The sequence below is a fragment of the Ensifer sp. B1-9 genome, assembly GCF_050474445.1.
In the GTDB taxonomy this organism is placed as follows: Bacteria; Pseudomonadota; Alphaproteobacteria; order Rhizobiales; family Rhizobiaceae; genus Ensifer.
Map to the genome: position 1 here is coordinate 165,118 of NZ_JBCHVG010000005.1, position 19,730 is coordinate 184,847.

General features: G+C 63.9%; 21 protein-coding genes. 11 read left to right on the forward strand and 10 right to left on the reverse strand.

The window, feature by feature from the left end; translation table 11 throughout:
- Positions 1–201: 201 nt before the first annotated feature.
- The 4 genes from ACQ5BM_RS10735 to ACQ5BM_RS10750 all read left to right on the forward strand — a co-directional run bounded on the left by ACQ5BM_RS10735 (position 202) and on the right by ACQ5BM_RS10750 (position 2,611).
- Entirely contained in the window at positions 202–957 is a 756-nt protein-coding gene (locus tag ACQ5BM_RS10735; RefSeq protein ID WP_429810764.1) for a type 1 glutamine amidotransferase, read from the forward strand.
- Entirely contained in the window at positions 954–1,433 is a 480-nt protein-coding gene (locus ACQ5BM_RS10740; RefSeq protein WP_429810765.1) for a GFA family protein, read from the forward strand. The genes ACQ5BM_RS10735 and ACQ5BM_RS10740 overlap by 4 nt, the downstream gene beginning before the upstream one ends.
- Positions 1,430–2,005, forward strand: coding sequence for a sugar O-acetyltransferase (locus ACQ5BM_RS10745; RefSeq protein WP_429810766.1), 576 nt, complete (start codon positions 1,430–1,432; stop codon positions 2,003–2,005). Before ACQ5BM_RS10740 ends, ACQ5BM_RS10745 begins: the two co-directional genes overlap by 4 nt.
- A 102-nt stretch (positions 2,006–2,107) precedes the next feature.
- Positions 2,108–2,611: an N-acetyltransferase family protein gene (locus ACQ5BM_RS10750; protein ID WP_429810767.1), complete on the forward strand. Its 504-nt coding sequence runs from the start codon at positions 2,108–2,110 to the stop codon at positions 2,609–2,611.
- A gap of 205 nt (positions 2,612–2,816) precedes the next feature.
- Here the strand turns inward: ACQ5BM_RS10750 and lepA are convergent, their stop codons facing one another.
- A complete protein-coding gene (gene lepA / locus ACQ5BM_RS10755) occupies positions 2,817–4,643 on the reverse strand; it encodes a translation elongation factor 4 (protein WP_429810768.1) in 1,827 nt (608 codons plus the stop codon).
- A gap of 70 nt (positions 4,644–4,713) precedes the next feature.
- Positions 4,714–5,955, reverse strand: a complete 1,242-nt coding sequence (locus ACQ5BM_RS10760) for an MFS transporter (RefSeq protein ID WP_429810769.1) — start codon at positions 5,953–5,955, stop codon at positions 4,714–4,716.
- A gap of 218 nt (positions 5,956–6,173) precedes the next feature.
- Between ACQ5BM_RS10760 and ACQ5BM_RS10765 the strand changes: the two genes are divergently transcribed.
- The 4 genes from ACQ5BM_RS10765 to ACQ5BM_RS10780 all read left to right on the forward strand — a co-directional run bounded on the left by ACQ5BM_RS10765 (position 6,174) and on the right by ACQ5BM_RS10780 (position 9,036).
- Positions 6,174–6,752: a helix-turn-helix domain-containing protein gene (locus ACQ5BM_RS10765; RefSeq protein WP_429810770.1), complete on the forward strand. Its 579-nt coding sequence runs from the start codon at positions 6,174–6,176 to the stop codon at positions 6,750–6,752.
- Between the two features lie 2 nt (positions 6,753–6,754).
- Entirely contained in the window at positions 6,755–7,282 is a 528-nt protein-coding gene (locus ACQ5BM_RS10770; protein WP_429810771.1) for an N-acetyltransferase family protein, read from the forward strand.
- Positions 7,283–7,558: 276 nt separating this feature from the next.
- Positions 7,559–8,584, forward strand: coding sequence for a histone deacetylase family protein (locus ACQ5BM_RS10775; protein ID WP_429810772.1), 1,026 nt, complete (start codon positions 7,559–7,561; stop codon positions 8,582–8,584).
- 98 nt (positions 8,585–8,682) lie between these two features.
- The gene (locus ACQ5BM_RS10780; protein WP_429810773.1) at positions 8,683–9,036 is read left to right on the forward strand and encodes an antibiotic biosynthesis monooxygenase; all 354 of its coding nucleotides are present in this window, start codon (positions 8,683–8,685) and stop codon (positions 9,034–9,036) included.
- 58 nt (positions 9,037–9,094) lie between these two features.
- On the opposite strand, the gene ACQ5BM_RS10785 is transcribed toward ACQ5BM_RS10780, so the two are convergent.
- Positions 9,095–9,733, reverse strand: coding sequence for an exopolysaccharide biosynthesis protein (locus ACQ5BM_RS10785; protein ID WP_429810774.1), 639 nt, complete (start codon positions 9,731–9,733; stop codon positions 9,095–9,097).
- A 248-nt stretch (positions 9,734–9,981) separates the two neighbouring features.
- Between ACQ5BM_RS10785 and ACQ5BM_RS10790 the strand changes: the two genes are divergently transcribed.
- Positions 9,982–10,644 (forward strand): OmpA family protein, encoded by a 663-nt coding sequence (locus ACQ5BM_RS10790; RefSeq protein ID WP_429810775.1) that lies wholly within the window; start codon positions 9,982–9,984, stop codon positions 10,642–10,644.
- 56 nt (positions 10,645–10,700) lie between these two features.
- On the opposite strand, the gene ACQ5BM_RS10795 is transcribed toward ACQ5BM_RS10790, so the two are convergent.
- The 6 genes from ACQ5BM_RS10795 to epmA form a co-directional block, all read right to left on the reverse strand.
- Positions 10,701–11,525: a class I SAM-dependent methyltransferase gene (locus ACQ5BM_RS10795; protein WP_429810776.1), complete on the reverse strand. Its 825-nt coding sequence runs from the start codon at positions 11,523–11,525 to the stop codon at positions 10,701–10,703.
- A gap of 98 nt (positions 11,526–11,623) precedes the next feature.
- On the reverse strand, positions 11,624–13,051 hold the full coding sequence (locus tag ACQ5BM_RS10800) for an MFS transporter (RefSeq protein WP_429810777.1): 1,428 nt from the start codon (positions 13,049–13,051) through the stop codon (positions 11,624–11,626).
- A gap of 88 nt (positions 13,052–13,139) precedes the next feature.
- Entirely contained in the window at positions 13,140–14,033 is an 894-nt protein-coding gene (sigJ, locus tag ACQ5BM_RS10805) for an RNA polymerase sigma factor SigJ (RefSeq protein WP_429810778.1), read from the reverse strand.
- Between the two features lies 1 nt (position 14,034).
- On the reverse strand, positions 14,035–14,466 hold the full coding sequence (locus tag ACQ5BM_RS10810; protein WP_429810779.1) for a carboxymuconolactone decarboxylase family protein: 432 nt from the start codon (positions 14,464–14,466) through the stop codon (positions 14,035–14,037).
- 167 nt (positions 14,467–14,633) lie between these two features.
- A complete protein-coding gene (locus ACQ5BM_RS10815) occupies positions 14,634–15,686 on the reverse strand; it encodes a lysine-2,3-aminomutase-like protein (protein ID WP_429810780.1) in 1,053 nt (350 codons plus the stop codon).
- Positions 15,683–16,735: an EF-P lysine aminoacylase EpmA gene (gene epmA, locus ACQ5BM_RS10820; RefSeq protein ID WP_429810781.1), complete on the reverse strand. Its 1,053-nt coding sequence runs from the start codon at positions 16,733–16,735 to the stop codon at positions 15,683–15,685. The genes ACQ5BM_RS10815 and epmA overlap by 4 nt, the downstream gene beginning before the upstream one ends.
- 160 nt (positions 16,736–16,895) lie before the next feature.
- On the opposite strand from epmA, the gene efp reads away from it, so the two are divergent.
- Complete coding sequence (efp, locus tag ACQ5BM_RS10825) at positions 16,896–17,465, forward strand: elongation factor P (RefSeq protein WP_429810782.1); 570 nt, start codon at positions 16,896–16,898, stop codon at positions 17,463–17,465.
- Between the two features lie 168 nt (positions 17,466–17,633).
- Positions 17,634–18,875 carry a class I SAM-dependent methyltransferase gene (locus ACQ5BM_RS10830; RefSeq protein WP_429810783.1) on the forward strand — a complete coding sequence of 414 codons (1,242 nt, stop codon included), beginning with the start codon at positions 17,634–17,636 and terminating at the stop codon, positions 18,873–18,875.
- On the opposite strand, the gene ACQ5BM_RS10835 is transcribed toward ACQ5BM_RS10830, so the two are convergent.
- Complete coding sequence (locus ACQ5BM_RS10835; protein ID WP_429810784.1) at positions 18,865–19,695, reverse strand: lipo-like protein; 831 nt, start codon at positions 19,693–19,695, stop codon at positions 18,865–18,867. The two genes, ACQ5BM_RS10830 and ACQ5BM_RS10835, sit on opposite strands and share 11 nt — an antisense overlap.
- Positions 19,696–19,730 lie beyond the last annotated feature (35 nt).

A 19,730-nucleotide genomic window follows, 5' to 3' on the forward strand; every position in this document is an offset into this window, starting at 1 on the left:
TTCCTGCGATCGGGCACACCCGGAAGCAGTGAGAGGAAGAAGTCGTCGACATCATGATGCCGCAAGGGTCGGAAAGTTTGACCAGGAAGTCAAGACCCGTACCGGGGCGCGGCAAAGCGCGGGGCGCGGATCATCGTGCCTCTTGAACGGCGGCCGCGCTCGTGGTCAATCTCGGTTCGCGACGGCGAAGGGAAGGTGACGATGCGGGTATTGGTGGTTGAAAACATGGCGAAGACCGAGCTCGGCCAGGTCGGCACGGCGCTTCGCGAGGTCAAGGCGCAGATCGAGATCGTTCGCGCCTATCTTGGCGATACCATGCCGGCAACGCCCGACGGTTATGATGCGCTGGTCGTGCTCGGTGGCGAGCAGACCGCGCTCGATGATGCCGCCTATCCCTATCTGCCTGATCTTGCCGCGCTGATGCGCGCTTTCGGCGACAGCGGCCGCTCCGTGCTTGGCATCTGCCTCGGAAGCCAGCTTCTCGCGCGGGCCTATGGCGCAGAAAATCTGCTGGGCGCCGCCAGGGAGTTCGGCTGGTGCCAGATCCAGGTGCGCAGCGAAGGCGCCGAGGACCCGGTGCTGTCCAGCGTCGGCCAGAGCTTCCCGATCTTCCAATGGCACGGCGACACCTTCACACTGCCTGATGGGGCCGTGCATCTCGCCGAAAACGCCGCCACCACCCATCAGGCCTTCCGCATCGGCCGCGCCGCCTATGGCACTCAATTCCATTTCGAGGCGGACACGCACCTGGTCGAGGATTGGAACCGCGCCTTCCCGGATACGATCAACCGGCTCGACCCCACCTGGCTTGCCCGCTATCGCGAGCACGCAGCCCGCCATGGCCGAGAGGCCGATGCTGCCGGCCTGGCGCTGGCGCGCGCCTGGGTGGCGACGATCGGTCGCCGGGAGGGCGTCGGAGTGAATAAGGATCCGGTCCTGGAGGAGGTAGACGGATGAGTGAAACACTGAACGGCGGCTGCTTCTGCGGCAAGATCCGCTATCGGCTGAAGGCCGCGCCGATGTTCGTCAACTGCTGTCACTGCAGCGATTGCCAGCGCCAGGTCGGCAGCGCTTTCGTCGTCAACGGCGTCATCGAGCACGAGAACATCGAACTCACCGAGGGCGAGCCCGTCGTCGTCACGCTCCCCACCGACAGCGGCCGTCCACACGACGTCTATCGCTGCGCCGAATGCCAGACGGCGCTCTGGAGCGACTACGGCCGGCGCGGCTGGCTCTCCTTCCTCCGCATTGCCAGCCTCGATCGGCCCTCGGACTTCCCGCCGGACGCGCACATTTTCACCCGCTCCAAGGTGAAGTGGCTGTCGCTCGAAGGTGGCGCCCCGACCTTCGAGGTCTATTACGACATGAAGACCATGTGGCCGGCCCAAAGTCTGGCACGGCGCGAGGCGGCGGAAGCAAAGGCAAAAGCGTGACCGCCAGCGAACGCGACAAGATGGCCGCCGGCGAATGGTACTCGTGCCTCGACGACGAACTCGACGCACTTCGCCTCACGGCGCGTGAAGCGGTCCACCAGCACAGCACCATGCCGCCGACCGAACGCGGAAACATGGCACCTGCCTTGCGCGCGCTATTTGCCGCGGTCGCCGATGACGTCTTCATCGAGGCGCCGTTCCATTGCTCTTACGGCATCAACATCCATCTCGGCGCCCGCGTCTATCTCAACGCCGGCTGCACCATCCTCGATAGCGGCCGGGTGACGATCGGCGAGGGGACGATGCTCGGGCCAAGCGTGCAGATCTATTGCGCCGAACACCACAAGGATGCCGTGCTTCGGAGGCAAGGCCTCGAAGTCGCTCGCCCGGTGACGATCGGCTCGGATGTCTGGATCGGCGGCGGGGCGATCATTCTCGGCGGGGTCACGATCGGCGACGGCGCGATCGTCGGCGCGGGTTCGGTGGTGACGAAGGACGTGGCGGCCGCCGCGATCGTCGTCGGCAACCCGGCGCGGCCGCTGCCCGGCGCCCCTATATCGGGGGACGCGTGAACCGGCTCTGTTCGGAACTGTGTGATTGCAAGGGCCGGGTCATCCCTATCGTTCCACGGACGGATGAAATGATCCGGACGATTTTCAGAAGGACAATTTTCGATGACGAATGAGATGAAGACGATCCATGTGCGCCCGGCGCGACCTGACGACGCACCGGCACTCTGTGCCTTCCTGAACGAGATCATCCGGATCGGCGGCACCACCGCTCACCAGACGCCGTTCACGCCCGAAAGCTTCGTGGCGCACTATCTCGCCGGCCCCGGTTTTGTGAGCTGCTTCGTCGCCGAGGACGAGAATGGTGAACCTTGCGCTTTCCAGGCGCTGGACCGCTGGGACGGAATACCCGAGGACTGGGCCGACATCGGCACCTTCTCCCGCCCCGGCAACAAGGTGCCCGGCGCCGGCACCGCGCTCTTCAAGGCCACTTGCGACCACGCCCGCTCGATCGGCCTCAAGGCGCTCAACGCCACCATCCGCGCCGACAACCTGGGCGGCCTCGCCTATTACGGCAAGATGGGCTTCGTCGACTACAAGGTCGACAAGGCCGTGCCGCTGAAGGACGGGCAGTTGGTGGATCGGATTTCGAAGCGGTATTTGCTTTGAGGGGTGGAGCGCTTCGCTTCGCTGCCTGAGTCGCCGACTCCTCAATAGGTCGCCATCCTCGGGCTTGACCCGAGGATCCATTCACGCACCCATATCGCCGGCACGGCGCTCTTGAATGCCACCCACAACTCGGCCATGCACAGCTCAGGCCCAAACTAAAAAGGGCGACCCGAGGGCGCCCTTTCAACCTTAGAGGCATGCTCGCCTACTCGTCGCCCATCTTGAGCGCGGCGATGAAGGCTTCCTGCGGGATTTCCACCTTGCCGAACTGGCGCATGCGCTTTTTGCCGGCCTTCTGCTTTTCCAAGAGCTTGCGCTTGCGGGTGGCGTCGCCGCCGTAGCACTTGGCCGTCACGTCCTTGCGCAGCGCCGAGATGGTTTCGCGGGCGATGACGTTGCCGCCGATCGCCGCCTGGATCGGGATCTTGAACATGTGCTTCGGGATCAGCTCCTTGAGCTTCTCGCACATTTCGCGGCCGCGCTTTTCCGCCGCCATCCGGTGCACCATCATCGACAGCGCGTCGACCGGCTCGCCGTTGACGAGGATCGACATCTTCACAAGGTTACCTTCCTTGTGCTCGGTGATCTGGTAGTCGAAGGAGGCATAGCCCTTGGAGATCGACTTCAGGCGGTCGTAGAAGTCGAAGACGACTTCGTTGAGCGGCAGGTCGTAGGTCAGCATCGCGCGGGTGCCGACATAGGTCAGCTCGATCTGGATGCCGCGACGGTCCTGGCAGAGCTTGAGGATGCCGCCGAGATAGTCGTCGGGGGTCAGGATCGTCGCGCGGATCCACGGCTCATGGATCTCGTCGATCTTGACGACGTCGGGCATGTCGGCCGGGTTGTGCAGCTCGCGCTCCGTGCCGTCGGTCATGAACAGCTTGTAGACGACCGAAGGCGCCGTTGCGATCAGGTCGAGATCGAACTCGCGCTCCAGGCGTTCCTGGATGATCTCGAGATGCAGCAGGCCGAGGAAGCCGCAGCGGAAGCCGAAGCCGAGAGCGGCCGACGATTCCATTTCGAAGGAGAACGACGCGTCGTTGAGGCGCAGCTTGCCCATCGCCGAGCGCAGGTCTTCGAAGTCGGCAGCGTCGACCGGGAAGAGGCCGCAGAAAACCACCGGCTGCGCCGGCTTGAAGCCCGGCAGGGCCTTGTCGGTCGGGCGCTTGTCCTCGGTGATGGTATCGCCGACGCGGGTATCGGCCACTTCCTTGATCGAAGCGGTGATGAAGCCGATTTCGCCGGGACCAAGCGCTTCCATATTGACCATCTTCGGCGTCAGCACGCCGACGCGTTCGATCGTGTACTTGGCGTCGGTGCCCATCATGCGGATGGTCATGCCCTTTTTGAGCGTCCCGTCGATGATGCGCACGAGAACCATGACGCCCAGATAGGTGTCGTACCAGCTATCGACCAGCAGTGCCTTCAAGGGGGCCGCATCGCCGCCTTCGCTCTTCGGCGCCGGCAGCTTGGTAACGATCGCCTCGAGCACATCAGGGATGCCGAGGCCGGTTTTCGCCGAAATCAGCACCGCGTCGGAAGCGTCGATGCCGATCACTTCCTCGATCTGCTCCTTGATGCGGTCGGGTTCGGCCGCCGGCAGGTCGATCTTGTTGAGCACGGTGACGAGCTCGTGGTTGTTGTCGATCGCCTGATAGACGTTGGCGAGCGTCTGGGCTTCGACGCCCTGGGATGCGTCGACGACGAGCAGCGAGCCTTCGCAGGCCGACAGCGAACGCGAGACTTCGTAGGCGAAGTCGACGTGGCCGGGGGTGTCGATCAGGTTCAGCACATAGGTTTCGCCATCATTGGCCTTGTAGTGCAGGCGCACCGTCTGGGCCTTGATGGTGATGCCGCGCTCGCGTTCGATATCCATGCTGTCGAGCACCTGCTCGGACATCTCGCGCTCGGCGAGGCCGCCGGTGGATTGGATCAGCCGGTCGGCAAGCGTCGACTTGCCGTGGTCGATGTGGGCCACGATCGAGAAGTTGCGGATATGCGAAAGGGGCGTCTTCGAAGATGTTGTGCTCATGGGCCGCATATAGCAGCGCCTTCAACCGCCGCAAAGCGGGAAATGAAGGCTTCGTTCACTATAAATCGGCCTATTCGGCGCCCGCCTCGGCATCGACGAGCGCGCCGGCATTCGGCACCTGTGCACTCCTGATCTCGAAGCTCTCGCGCTCGGCCACCGGAACCTCGTCGCGTTTCCTCAGCCGCATGAGCACGAAGAGGGCGTAGAGGGCGGCCACGGCCATCGCTGCATAGATGAAGGTGCGCTGCCCGAAGATGGGCGTCGTGAGCGTCACCAGCATCGGCACGACGGTCGCGGCGATCGACCAGGCGACCAGCATGGTGCTGGCAAGCGGCACGAAATCGGCGGGATCGGTGCGGTCGTTGGCATGGGCGTTGGCGATCGAATAGACGGTCTCGACCGCGCCGGCAAAGAGCGCGAAGACCAGCATCAGCAAGATCAGATTGCTAAAGGAGGCAGACAGTGCGAAGAATCCGGCGGCGAGGATCAACAGGCAGGTGCCGATCAGCACGAGGCGCCGGTCGATCCGGTCGGACAGCGTTCCCATCGGATACTGGATGGCGATAAGGCCGAATTGCATGACGAACATCAGGTTGGCGACATCGCTCTGGCTGACGTCGTTGGCGGCGGCATAGATCGGCGTGAAGCCCTGCACCACCATCGACAGGCCGCCGGCGGCAAGCACGCCGATGAAGGCGACGGGGGAATTGCGCCAGACCATCGGGATATCGATGCTGACCTTGGCGGGCGCCGGCGGCGTCGGCAGCCGCGTCAGCCCGATCGGCAGGAGAGCAAGCGCCGTGAAGAAGATGGTGACCAGCGGCGGCAGGTTGCCGTCGGCCGGGATCTGCCCGAACAGCCAGGCGCCGGTGCCGAGCCCGATGACATAGGCCATGTAGAACAGCGCCATCGCCTTGCCGCGCCAGTGGTTCTCGCTGGCATGGTTGAGCCAGCTCTGGGCGATGATGAAATTGGTGTTGCCGGATGCGCCGTAAAGGCCGCGGGCAAGCACCCACAGGAGCGGATGCATGCCGAGCGCGATCGTCAGCGCCGAGAGGATGACGAGCGCCATCGAGCAGGAGAAGGCGCGGGCATGGCCGACGCGGCGGATCATCGGCCCGGCGATGACGCAGCCGATCAGCCCGCCGAAGGCGATCATGGTGACGGCCGCGCCCGGCACCCAGTCCGGCGCGTCTGAACGCGTCAGCGCGAAGGGCACATAGGCGAGCATCATGCCGTTGCCGATCGCAACCGCCGTCATCGAGATGACGATGCTGGCGATCGAGGTCAGCGAGGAGGGCTGCTGTGTCATGTCCAACCTGTCGATGAAGGCGCACCTGAAGGGCGCACGGGCGTGATCGATGAGAACTATCTAAAGTATTGAAGTGTAAGCTTTTCTCGTTTCTGCTCGCGAAACTGTCACCATAGCCGAAAAGGCTTTGTCGTGCTGTCGTCAAAGCGGCATCGTATGCCCGTATTTTAAACTTTCTCAGGCTTGACTCCACTATATGAGAAATGCAATCTCAAATAATGGAAAACTTCACCGACCCCCTGGAATATGCCATCGGCGAGCGGATCCGCACGCTGCGCACGGAACAGAACCTGACGCTCGACGATCTTGCCGGCAGTTCCGGCGTCAGCCGCGCGATGATCTCGCGCATCGAGCGCGGTGAGGCGAGCCCGACCGCCCAGCTTCTCGCCAAGCTCTGCAGCGCGCTCTCGACGACGCTCTCTGCCCTTTTTGCCTTCGAGACCAAGGAGGCATCGCCGATCGCAAAGCGGGCCGACCAGCGGCTCTGGCGCGATCCTGAATCCGGCTATCTGCGCCGCTCGGTTTCGCCCGATGGTCTCAGTTCGCCGGTCGATATCGTCGAGGTCGAGTTTCCGCCGGGCGCCCGTGTCGTGTTCGAGCGCCAACCGTCCGACCGGGGCATCACCCAGCATCTCTGGCTGTTTTCCGGCCGGCTGGAACTCACAACCGAATCCGGCTCCCATTCGCTCGAGCCAGGCGACTGCCTGTTCATGGGCTTGGGCGCGGGCCACATCTTCCGCAATCCGCATGATGAGCCGGCTCGCTATGCCGTCATCCTTTGCCGCACCAAGGTTTGACCATGCCCGATTTCCAGATCCGCTTACTCGATGAAGTGCAAGCGCGCGCTGCCATGCCGGCGCTTGCCGAGGTACTGTCCGATTGCGTCGAGGGTGGCGCCTCGGTCGGTTTCATGCAGCCCTATCCGCCGGAAAGCGCACTTACCTATTGGCGGGGCGTCGTCGAAGCGGTCGCGGCGAACGAAACGCTGCTGGTGGTGGCGGAGGAAGCAGGCCGCATCCTCGGCACCGTCCAGGTCGGCGTCGCTCAGATGCCGAACCAGCCGCACCGCGGCGACCTCAAGAAATTGCTCGTCCATCGCGCCGCCCGCGGCAAGGGCTTGGCGCGGCGGCTGATGGAGGCGGTCGAGCGCGAAGCCGCGGCCCGTGGCAAGACGTTGCTGGTGCTCGATACGGCGACCGGCAGCGAGGCGGAGGCGATCTATCCCCGCCTTGGCTGGGAGCGCGTCGGTGTCATTCCGGATTACGCGATGTGGCCGGAAGGCGGCCTTTGCGCCACGACCTTCTTCTACAAACGGATTGCGGATTAGCGGCATTTATTTGCGTCTTGCCCTTCGCGATTGCCCCTCACCCTCTCCCCGCCTGCGGGGAGAGGGGACGTGGAAGAGCCGCAGAGGCCTCACCTGTCATCACAGGATATGCTGAGAGTAGTGAATGCGGGCGGAGGGTGCCGCGCGTGTCCTTCGCCCCCGCTTGCGGGGGGGGGGGGAGGTGGCCGGCAGGCCGAATGAGGGGGCTTCGCTCAGTTTGCGAAGTCAATAGCCTGGGGTAGGGTACCGGCACCGTCTGCCTCTTCAGGATACCCCATGCGCATCTTCTACACCGAGGACCACAAGCTCCGCGACGCCAAGACCGAGCTCTTCGGCGGCGAACTCGTGCCGCCCTTCGAGGCGCCGTTTCGTGCCGAGTGGATTCTGGCGGCAGTAAAGGAAGCGGGCTTCCGTGATGTCGTCGCCCCCGAGCGTCACGGTCTTGGGGTCGCGCGCAAGCTGCATGCGGCCGACTATCTCGATTTTCTCGAAACCGCCTGGTCGCGCTGGGCCGCCGACGGTTATCGCGGCGAAGCGATCCCGGCCTGCTTCCCGGCCCGGCGCATGCGCCAGCGCCCGCCGAAGGATATCGACGGCGCGCTCGGCTATTATTCCTTCGCGGCGGAAACGGCGATCACCGAAGGCACCTATGCCGCTGCCCGTGCGGCGATGGACTGCGCCATCTCGGCCGCCGATCATATTCACGCCGGCAGCCGTGCGGCTTTCGCGCTCTGCCGGCCGCCCGGTCATCATGCGGCGATCGATCTCTACGGCGGCTATTCCTTCATCAACAATGCCGCCTGTGCCGCGCAGCGCCTGCGGGACCACGGTGCCGCAAAGCTTGCCGTGCTCGACGTCGATTTCCATCACGGCAACGGCACCCAGGATATCTTCTACGAGCGCGGCGACGTCTTCTTCGCCTCGCTCCATGGCGATCCGGTCGATGCCTTCCCGTATTTTCTCGGCTTTGCCGACGAGGAGGGTGCAGGCGAAGGCCTCGGTACGACGAGGAACTATCCGTTGCCGCGCGGCACGCTCTTCGACGCCTGGTCGGAGGCCATGGCCGATGCGCTTTCGCGCATCGAGGCCTTCGGTGCCGAAGCTCTGGTCGTCTCGCTCGGCGTCGACACCTTCGAGCGCGATCCGATCTCGTTCTTCCGGCTGACGTCCGAGGACTATATCCGCATGGGCGAAGCGCTGAAGCGCACCGGCCTGCCGGTCGTCGTCTGCATGGAGGGCGGCTACGGCGTGCCGGAAATCGGCCTCAACGTTGCCAATGTGCTGAAGGGCATTTCCGGCTGAAGAGCCTTTTCCGAAAAGAGCGATGCTCTCTATTGACCTCAACTATGCTTGAGGTCGTACGCCTGCTCTTGTCCAAAAGAGATCAGAGGAAAAGAGCAATGAGCACCGCACCCGAAACGGCAGTCGTAGCGCCGCTGTACCGCATCAACAAATACACCGTGCCGGTCGAGGCGCGGCAGCAGTTCGTCGAGCTTGTCGGCAAGACGCTTGCGGTCATCCGCAAGCAGGATGGCTATGTGAAGGACCTGTTCCTGGAGCAGCACGCCGGTCCCGGCCAGTTCGATTTCATCACCATGATCGAGTTTGCCAGCGCCGATGTCGCGCCGAAGGTCGCTGCCGCTCTGGGTGAGTTCGACCGCAACCTTGGCCTCGATCGCGAAGCCCTGATGAAGACGCTCGGCATCCGCACCGACTTCGCCAGTTACAGGGCTTTCGGCGGACTGGCCGCGTAGCAAGACCGCGCCCGGCAGCAATGCCGGGCCGGATTCGCTTTTGGCGCGCGCGGGTGCGTCAGGAGACGAAGAACGACGAAAGTCCCTGGCCGGCGGCGAAGGCCATATAGGCAAGCACGGTGAAATAGACGGTCGTCGCAATCAGGAAGAGATAACCGCCGGCCACCATCAGTCCGTCGCGTTGGATAATGCCGAGCGAGAGTAAGAGGATCGCGATCCCCGGCAGCGTGTTCGACAGCGGGATGAGCCCGAGCGGGAACATCAAGAGAATGCCACCGGCCATGATCATCAGGCCGTTGAAGCGATTCATCACCGCGCCCTGCGTCAGGAAGCCGAGGCGCGGCCGCACGTAGCGGTCGAGCTTGGAAACGATGCTCGCCCCCTTCTGCAGGGTCGGCACCAACTTCTCGGTTTCGATCTTGCGGTCGAGAATGCGCTGCGGCACCCAGGGCAGGCGGTTGAGCGTGACCGATACGGAGATCAGGATGATCGCGGCGCCAAAAACGGTACTGACGCCGGGGATCGATACCGGCAACAGGAACGGCAGCGTTAGCAATGCACAAAGCAGCAGGAAGCCCTGTTCGCCGATCTCCGTCATCAACTCGCGCAGCGTGATCGTCTCGCCACGGATGGAGGCAATCATGCCGTTGAGCGTGTCGCTGAGACCGCGTTGCGTGTCGCCGAACTCGATTGCCATCAAACCTTGCCTCGTCTTTATCAATAAGTGGCGGCGCGAAGCCGCGCACATTTCATCCTGGTCGTCTGGACGCCCGTCCTACCAAGGGCATGTGAAGGATCGGTTATGGTGTGGCCTGACCGGCACACCATAACCGGGCGAAACGGCATTTGCCGTTAAACCATGGCGTGATTGGGGCGCCTCTTCATCTTCCTGCCGCAATCGCTAGTATGAAGCACTTTCGAGCACCAATGGGGACAACTGATTCCATGATCAAGAAATGCGCCATTCTGGCTGTTGCGGCCATCTATCTTTCGGGATGCACCACCACCGATCCCTATACGGGTGAACAGAAGATGTCGAACACGGCCGGTGGCGCGCTGATCGGCGCAGGCCTCGGTGCCGCGACCGGTCTGCTCGTCGGCGGCAGTGCCGCAGGCCGGCGCGACGCAGCCCTCGTCGGCGCCGCGATCGGTGGTCTTGGCGGCGGCCTGATCGGCAACTACATGGACCAGCAGGAAGCGGAGCTGCGCGCCCAGCTTCAGGGCACCGGTGTCTCCGTGACCCGCGCCGGCGACCGCATCATCCTCAACATGCCGTCGAACATCACCTTTGCGACCGACCGCGACCAGGTGATCCCGGCCTTCTACGACACGCTGAACTCGGTGGCGATCGTGCTGCGCAAGTTCAACAAGACGTTGATCGACGTCGACGGCCATACCGATTCGACCGGCAGCGCCTCCTACAACCAGGGCCTTTCCGAGCGCCGCGCCGCCTCGGTAGCCAACTATCTGGCAGGCCAGGGCGTCGACCAGCGCCGCATGTCGGCCATGGGCTACGGCAAGGAGCGTCCGATCGCCTCCAACGCAACGGAAGCCGGCCGTGCGCAGAACCGCCGCGTCGAAATCTCGATCGCTCCGATCAAGGCCTGATCGGCAGACATCGACTGCTTGTTATCGAGGGGCTGCGCCGCGAGGCGCGGCCCCTTTTATCTTTGTTTGAAACGGTAGCGCAGCAGGCGCCCCATACGGCGCAGCATGGGGATCGCGCTGACGAACTGAATCGCGATCCGCGCCATCGGCGACATGCGCGCAATCTGCGCGGCATCGTAGTCATGGATGTCTTCGAGCAGCGTCAGCCCGGGCACCTCCCGTTCCAGCGCCCGTGCGTCTTCGATCCCCCAGCGAAGCTCCGCGCCCGTTGCGCGCAAGGACGGATTGAAGCGCAGAAGCTCGATGCCGAGATGGCTATAGGCGTCGAAGACGATCTCACCGCCGGCAAGGCAGGTGACAAGCCGTCGCATGAGGTCGCGCACCTCCTGGTCGCGAAGATAGGGCAGCACGCCTTCGGCGACGACGATCGTCGGCCGGTCATCGGGGATGCGGTCGATCCAATCCCGCTCGGTAATGGACGAGGCGATCGCGGTGCAGCCGATGCGCTCGGGGAAGAGCTGCTGCCGCAAGGCGATCACATCCGGAAAGTCGACCTCGAACCAGGCGACGGAGGACGGCGGATCGAGCCGGAGGATCCGTGTATCGAGGCCGCAGCCGAGATTGAGCACGACCGCATCGGGGTGGCTTTGGATGAAGGCTCGGGTCCATCGGTCGAGCAGATAGGCGCGAACCGCGATGCCGATCGTCATGTCGTGCCCGACATCAGGCGCTTTCGCCTTGCCGTCGAGGCGTCGCATCAGCTCGGCCGCAAAGCGATCGCGCAGAAGGGAATCGGAAAACGCGCTCTCCGCAGCCTTCGCCCGGAGTGTGATCAGCAACGTTTCGCGCACGCCATGAAGGCCGATGCTCTCGGCTTCCATCGTCTCCTCCCGACGACGCCGTCGAACGGGTCAGCGGTGCCGCAGTCCTTGGGTCGCGGCCCGCTGTCGTTTCGGCAGGCCGCAATACCCGACAAGGCCTAGGCCGTCGCTCGTCTTGCGTGCCACACGCGCCTGGCCGTCAGCACCGCCAGTGCCGGCAGCAGCGCGAACAGACCGAAGAGCCAGGCCGTCGCCAGTGCCACGCCACCCTGCGACGACGACTCAATGCCGGCGAGGTTGGCGGTCAGCCCGGCAAGCGCCGCGCCGAGCGCTGCGGCAAAGAGCTGGACCGTGGTGATCGAGCTCGATGCCTTCTCCGCTTCGCCCTCTGGCGCGAACTCGTAAACCGCCGTGACGATATGCGGCCAGGCGAAACCCATGCCGAAGCCGACCGCGATGATGCCGATGCAGAGCGGTGCGGCGATGACAAGGAACTCTGCGCCTGCAATCGGCATGAACAGGGCGATCAGGGTCAGGCCGATGAAACCGAAGGCCGGACCGGCAAAAATCGTCTTCTTCGCCCGCTCTCCGTGCCAGTGGGCGCTCGTCATCGATCCTGCCGTCCAGCCGATCGACATCAGCGCTGCGATATAGCCGGCCACCAGCGGCGACAGCTCATGCAGTTCCTGCAGCAGGTACGGCACATAGATTTCCGGCTGCAGGCCGACCATCAGCAGCGTGATCGTAACATAAAGGGCGGCCAGCGGGGAGGAGAGGGTGAAGCTGCCGGAGGGCAAAAGCTTGCCCGCCGCCCGACGCTCGACGAACAGCAGGCTCAGGAACAGGAAGATCGCGGCTCCGACGCAGCCAATTTGTTCGAGCGCCATGGTGCGCGTGCTCGCAACCGAAAGCGCCAGTACGATGCCGACCAGAAGCAGGAGTTGCAGCAGCGGAAGCGGCGTGCGCCCTTCTTCGGCGGTGGCCTTGCGCGGCAGCGTCGAGAAGGCGAGGGCGGCAAGCAGCGCCGTCAGCGGCAGCAGCGACCAGAAAGCCATGCGCCAGGTGGCGAACTCGGCAAACATGCCGCCGATTGCCGGTCCGACCAAGGTCGCCGTTCCCCAGGTTGCCGAAATCAGGCCGATGGCACGAGTCCAGAGTTCGGGCCGGAACACCTGCCGGATCACGCCATAGGCGAGCGCATAGAGCAGGCCGCCGCCGAAACCCTGGATCGCGCGGCCGGCAAGCAGCATCGCCATCGAAGGGGTCGTGGCGCAGAACAGCGTCCCCCAGCCGAAGACGAGCGCGCCGATCGCATAGGCACCACCGGCGCCAACGGCACCGAGCAGCCGCGCCGACAATGCGGCGCCGAGAATGGAAGCGGCAACGAAGACGGTGGTGCTCCAGGCGTAATATTCGAGCCCGCCGACCTCGCGCACGATCGACGGCATGATCGTCGTCACCACATAGACGTTGAGCGCATGCAGCGCGACGCCGCCGCTGAGCACGAGCGAGTGCACGGCGTTTTCGCCTGTCAGCAGCGCGCGCCAGCCCGCTTCCTGTTGCGGAGTGGGTGTTTTTTCAAGCATGTCAGTACCTCACGGGGGGCATCGCGGCGGACGCGCACCGGCTCATCCGGTATCGGGAGATCGCGTTCGCTTCGGCGGTGCCGCCATGTCAGTGGAGCGCAGCCTCGCCAAGATGCGTAAGCTTGTCCGGGTTGCGCATGATGAAGATGTCGTCGACGTTTCCGTCACCGTCATAGCCGAAGGCGACCGTCGCGGCGATTTCGTTTTTCGCCTCGTCCCGAAGCACGATGCCGCGGCCGCCATTGATGTCGCCGATTTCCCAGGTGTAGTGCGCCCAGTATTCGGTGAGCCGATCGATGATGAAGGCGAGCACCGTCTCTTTGCCGGAGAGCACGCCAAGCACGGTTGCCACCTTGCCGCCGCCGTCGGCCGTCAGCTTCACGTCGGCCGAAAGAAGCGCTGAAAGCCCGGCGACACTGCCGCCGTGGATCGCCTGATGGAAGGCCGACAGCAGCGCGTCCTGCCGCTCGCGCGGCGTCTGGTGCCGGGCTTTCTCCAGGCCGATATTCGTCTTGGCACGCGACACCAGCTTACGGGCGGCCGCCTCCTGCATGTCCAAGGTTTCGGCCACCTCGTCATAGGGCTGGCCAAAAATCTCGTGCAACAGATAGGCGGCGCGCTCCTTCGGCGTCAGCCGTTCGAGCATCAGCAGGAACGCCGTCGTCAACGAAGAGGTCAGCGCCAGCTTCTCTTCGGCATTGTCCTCGCTCGCCGTGTGGATCGGTTCGGGCAGCCACGCACCGACATAGTCGACGCGCTTGCGATGCGCGGCCTTCAAGAGATCGAGGCAGCGGCGCGTACACGCGGTCGTCAGCCAGGCCGCAGGGGTTTCGATCGCCGCGCGATCGATCTCCTGCCACTTCAGGAAGGTGTCCTGCACCGCATCCTCCGCATCCGCGCGCGAACCGAGGATGCGATAGGCGAGGCCGAGAAGGCGCGGGCGCGCCTCCTCGAAGATCTGCATGTGCTGCCTGTCGTTCATGTCAGTGCCTCGAAATCTGGATACGGTTCCAAAGGTTGATCATCGCCACCGTCGAGGTGATGACGCTGATCTCCTTTTCGCTGAAATGCCGGCGCAGCTCGGCGCGGAGCGGTGCGAAATCGGTACGCGGTTCGAGTTCCGTCAGCGCTTCGGTCCAGGCAAGTGCTGCCTTCTCGCGCGGCGTGAAATCATTGACCTGGTCCCAGACGATAATGCGGTCGAGCCGCTCGCTGCTTTCGCCTTCGGCACGGGATTCCTTGGTGTGCATCTTCACGCAGAAACCGCAGCGGTTGATCTGCGAGGCGCGAAGCTGCACGAGATTGTGGATCGTCCGGTCGAGCCCGTGCAGGTCCATGGCCTTGTGCACATCGGCGAGCGATGCGAGCACATCGGGGATTTCCTGTTCGTAGCGGACGGCTTTCGTATCGGTCATGGTCTCAACTCCATCGTTGTCGTGTTGCTTATGACCATGTGACGATCGACGCAGGATACCTGTGACGCGCCTTTGCGATTTTTCCGCCGCAAGGCACTAAGAAAAATGTGGCTTCCAGATATTTTGATGAAGTTTCAATAGGTTGGCGAGACGTGATTTCTCGCGTATCAGCCTTTCGGCGGGTAGCCGTGCTCGCCGCCGCGAAAATCGGTGACCGTGTAGCAGCCGCCGCCATCGGCGGCGATCGTCGCCGCACTGATCACGGCCTTGCCGTGGCCGCCGGGAATGTCGAGGATATAGGTCGGCTGGCAGAGGCCGGAGACCCGGCCGCGCAAGGCGGCGACCAGCGCCTGGCCTTCCTCGATCGTCAGGCGGAAATGGCTGGTGCCCGGTGCCAGGTCCGGATGGTGCAGGTAATAAGGTTTGATCCGGGTTTCGACGAAGGCGCGCATCAGCGCGGCCAATATCTCAGCATCGTCATTGACGCCCTTCAAGAGCACCGACTGGCTGATCATGACGATGCCGGCATCGATCAGGCGCGCCGCGGCGGCGCGCGCCTCTTGCGTCAGCTCGCGCGGGTGGTTGGCATGCAGCGCCACATAGGTCGCCTTGCCGCTGGATTTCAGCGCCTCGATCAGGTCGGCATCGATGCGCGATGGTTCGACCACCGGCACCCGCGTGTGGAAGCGGACGATCTTCACGTGCGGGATCGGCTTCAGCCGCTCCATGAGCTCGGTTAGCCGTCGCGGCGAAAGCACCAGCGGATCGCCGCCGGTGAGGATCACTTCCCATATTTCCTCATGATCAGCGATGTAGGCGATCGCCGCGTCGAGTTCGGCCGGCGTCAGCGTGCCAAGCCCCTGCGGCCCGACCATCTCGCGACGGAAGCAGAAGCGGCAATAGACCGGACAGACATGCACGGCCTTTAAGAGCACGCGGTCCGGATAGCGGTGGACGATGCCCGTGACGGGGCTGTGCGGCTTGTCGCCGATCGGGTCTTCGCGCTCCTCAGGCAACAGCGTCAGTTCGGCGGCATCCGGCACGAATTGCCGGGCAATCGGATCCGAGGGATCGCTTGGGTCGATGAGCTCGGCGATGACAGGGCTGATCGCGACGGCGTAGCGCTCGGCGACCGCGGCAATGGCGGCCGCCCGGGAGCTGTCGACGAGACCGGCTTCCACCAGCTCGCGTGCGGTCTTGATCGGACGGTTGGCGTTCACGGCTGCGTCTCCGCCACCGGCGCCCAGAGAACCTGGTCGATGCGAGACGCACCGGTTGCCAGCATCACCAGCCGGTCGAAGCCGAGTGCGATGCCGCTCGCTTGCGGCATGATGGCGAGCGCCGCCAGAAAATCCTCGTCGAGCGGATAGGTCTCGCCATAGACGCGTGCCTTTTCGGCCATCTCCATCTCGAAGCGCCGGCGTTGCTCCGCTGCGTCGGTCAGCTCGCCAAAGGCATTGGCGAGCTCGACGCCGCAGGCATAGAGCTCGAAACGTTCGGCGACCCGCCGGTCGCGCCCGGCCGGCCGCGCCAGTGCCGCTTCTGCTGTCGGATATTCGTCGAGGATCGTCGCACGGCCGAAGCCGAGATGCGGCTCGACCTTTTCCACGAGCACGCGGCTGAAGAGATCCGCCCAGGTGTCATCGGACGCGACCCGCAGGCCGACCGTCATCATGGCCGAGGCGAGGCGATCGCGGTCGGTTTCGCCGTCGGCGGCGATCGACGCCAATAGGTCGATGCCGGCGAAGCGCTCGAAGGCTTTGGCGACGCTGAGGCGCTCGGGCGCGGCGAAGGGATCGCAGGCATGTCCCTGGAAGGTGAATTGCCTGGTGCCGGTGGTCTCCGCCGCGAGCGCCAGGATCTCGGCGCAATCGCGCATCAGCGCCTCGTAGCTCTCGCCGGCGCGGTACCATTCGAGCATGGTGAACTCGGGGTGATGCAGCGGCCCGCGCTCGCGGTTGCGGTAGACATGGGCAAAGCAGGCGATGCGCCGTTCGCCGGCGGAAAGCAGCTTCTTGCAGGCGAATTCCGGCGAGGTGTGCAGGTAGAGAGGATGGCCGGAGCCGTCGTGGTTGAGCGCCTCTGTCGCGAAGGCGTGCAGATGCGCCTCGTTGCCGGGCGAGACCTGCAGCGTCGCTGTGTCGACCTCGATGAAATCGCGTGTCTCGAAGAACCGGCGCAATGCCGATTGGATCCGGTTGCGGCCGAGAAGAAACGGGCGCCGGTCGGCATGGACATCGGGTGTCCACCAGGGTGAGGCATGCGACATGATCGGTTCAGTCCAGGCTTTCTTCGCGCAGATGCCGGCTCAGGCTGGCTATTTGCACGAAATTAGGGTAGTGGCGGCGCGAAATCCTTCTTTCCGCCTCCTTCAGGGCCAGTGTTTCCGGCCCGTCGTGTCGCGCATACCTCTGTTACAAGGAAGACTAATGGTCAAGGTCATCGCTTCATCTGTCCGTAAGGGCAACGTTCTCGACGTCGACGGCAAGCTCTATGTCGTGCTTACCGCGCAGAACTTCCACCCGGGCAAGGGTACGCCGGTTACCCAGGTCGACATGCGCCGCATTTCCGATGGTGTTAAGGTCTCCGAGCGTTACCGTACGACCGAGCAGGTCGAGCGCGCCTTCGTCGAAGACCGCGAGCACACCTTCCTTTACGAAGACGCCGAAGGCTTCCACTTCATGAACCCGGAAAGCTATGACCAGCTGGTCATGACCGCCGAAGACATCGGCGATCTCAAGGCTTACCTGCAGGAAGGCATGGCGGTCATGCTTTCGATTCACGAAGGCCTGGCGATCGCCATCGACCTGCCGCGCCACGTGATCCTCGAAATCACCGAGACCGAACCGGTCGTCAAGGGCCAGACGGCGTCGTCGTCCTATAAGCCGGCGGTTCTGTCGAACGGCGTTCGCACGCTCGTTCCGCCGCACATCCAGGCCGGCACCCGCGTCGTCATCGCGACGGAAGACGGCTCCTATGTCGAGCGCGCCAAGGACTGAGGCCTAGGCCCAAGTCGTTTTTGGACGGGGACGGCAGCGAAAGCGGCCGTCCCCGTTTTCGTTTCGGGAGCCGTGATCGGCAACCAGAAATTTAAGGAGCGCATTTCGAAAAACGGGTGCTAGGATGCGGCCGCTGCCAATACGACGGTTTGTCACGAGAGGGCCTGCATGTTTCCATTGTCGCATATGATGAAGTCGTTCATTCGCAAGGGTCGCCTGACGGTGATCGACGCCGATGGCAAAAGGCACGTCTTTTCCGGCACGCCTGGGCCCGAAGTGACGATGCGGCTCACCGACAGGAAGCTCTACCGCAGCCTCGTCTTCAATGCGGAACTCGCCGCCGGGGAAGCCTATATGGACGGCACCATGCGCTTCGAGGAGGGCTCGACGCTCAGGGACTTCCTGACGCTGTTCTCGATCAACCGCCTTTCGCTCGGCTCCTACCCGATCCAGAAGCTGCTGCGCGCGGTGAAGATGCGCTTCCGCAAGCGCCAGCAGGCAAACCCCAAGGGTAAGGCGCAGCAGAACGTCGCGCATCACTACGATCTCGGCAACGAATTCTACAAGCTGTTCCTCGACGAGAACATGCTCTACTCCTGCGCCTATTTCCGCGAACCCAACGAGACGCTCGAGAAGGCGCAGCGCAACAAGTTGAGGCTGCTCGCCGCCAAGCTCTGCCTCGAACCCGGCATGAAGGTGCTCGATATCGGCTGCGGCTGGGGCGATCTCGCGATGTACCTTGCCGAACTTGCGGATGTGCAGGTGCTCGGCGTGACCCTTTCCAAGGAACAGCAGGCGCTGGCCACGGAACGGGCGCGCGCGGCCGGGCTGTCGGACCGGGTGCGCTTCGAGCTTAGGGACTATCGCGATGTCCAGGGGCCGTTCGACCGTATCGTTTCGGTCGGCATGTTCGAGCATGTCGGCGTGCATCACTATGACGAATTCTTCAAGAAGCTGAACGCGCTGATGCCGGACGACGGCCTCGCGGTGCTGCATTCGATCGGCCATATGAGCCCGCCCGGCATGGCGAGCCCCTGGCTCCGGAAATACATCTTCCCCGGCGCCTATTCGCCGGCGCTTTCGGAGGTCTTCGAGGTCGTCGAGCGCAACAGCCTCTGGGTCACGGATCTCGAATTCCTGCGGGTGCATTACGCGACGACGCTCGCCCATTGGGGCGCGCGCTTCGAGGCGAACCGCGACAAGGTGATCGCCCTCTACGACGAGCGCTTCGCCCGCATGTGGGAGTTCTACCTGATCAGCGCCGAGATGATGTTCCGCACCGGCAGCCAGCTCGTCTTCCACATGCAGCTCTCGCGCTCGCGGGATGCGGCGCCGATCGTGCGCGACTACATCACCGATCGCCAGCGCGATTTCATGGCGCGCGAACAGGCGCTTACCCTCAACCTTTGAACGGGTGATCGCTGTCGCCGTGCCAGCGCAGCCGCTTGTAGTCGAAGCCGAACTCGAGCGTCGGCTTCACGATCGCGAAGAAGGGCGAGAGATCGAAATCGCGCGGCGTATAGAGCGAGTGGTGCCGGATGTGCAGGATCTCCTCGCGTGAATAGGTCGAGGTCGCTGCGGCCCGCCCGGGCGCCCGGGTGACCTCGGGCAGGATCGGGTAGCGAATCTGCTCGAAGGCGGCCGCAATCAGCGTCGAGCAGATCGCCCGCGTCGGATCGCCGGAGCCGAAGGCCAGCAGGCGCCGGCGCCAGCGCACGGGCACTGGTGGCGTCGGCATGAAATAGCGCAGCATGTCGAGGATGTTCTTCAGGTCGTATTTCATCCCGAGCCGCGAGATCATGAAGCCGACAAGCGCCGTGCGATCATCCGGCGTCAATGCGATCGGCCGGCAGACGCGCGTGTTGAACGAGGCATATTTCTTCAGCGGCACCGCAACGCAGCCCTCGCCGATATTGACCTCGATGAGTTGCGGCCGCTCGATGACCGGCAGCGTCGCCTGATCGAGCGTCAGCGGCATCTGGTCGCCGGCAAAGAAGGCGGCATGCGACCAGGTCGATTGCGTCAGATATTTGATCGCGGCCGAAACCTTCTGGTTGCCCTCGATCAAGAGAACGTCGCCCGGGCGAAGCGTGCGCGCCAGGGTTTCCTGATCGGAAGGGGTATAGGGCTCATAGCCGGACGTCTGCGCCTGCAGGCGCGCGGCAAGCCTGGCGCCGAGACGATCCAGCAACGTGTCCTTGCTTTCTGAAAGCGGATAGATGGTCCTCATCGAGGCGATCGCTCCGGGAAGGGAGGGGACTGACG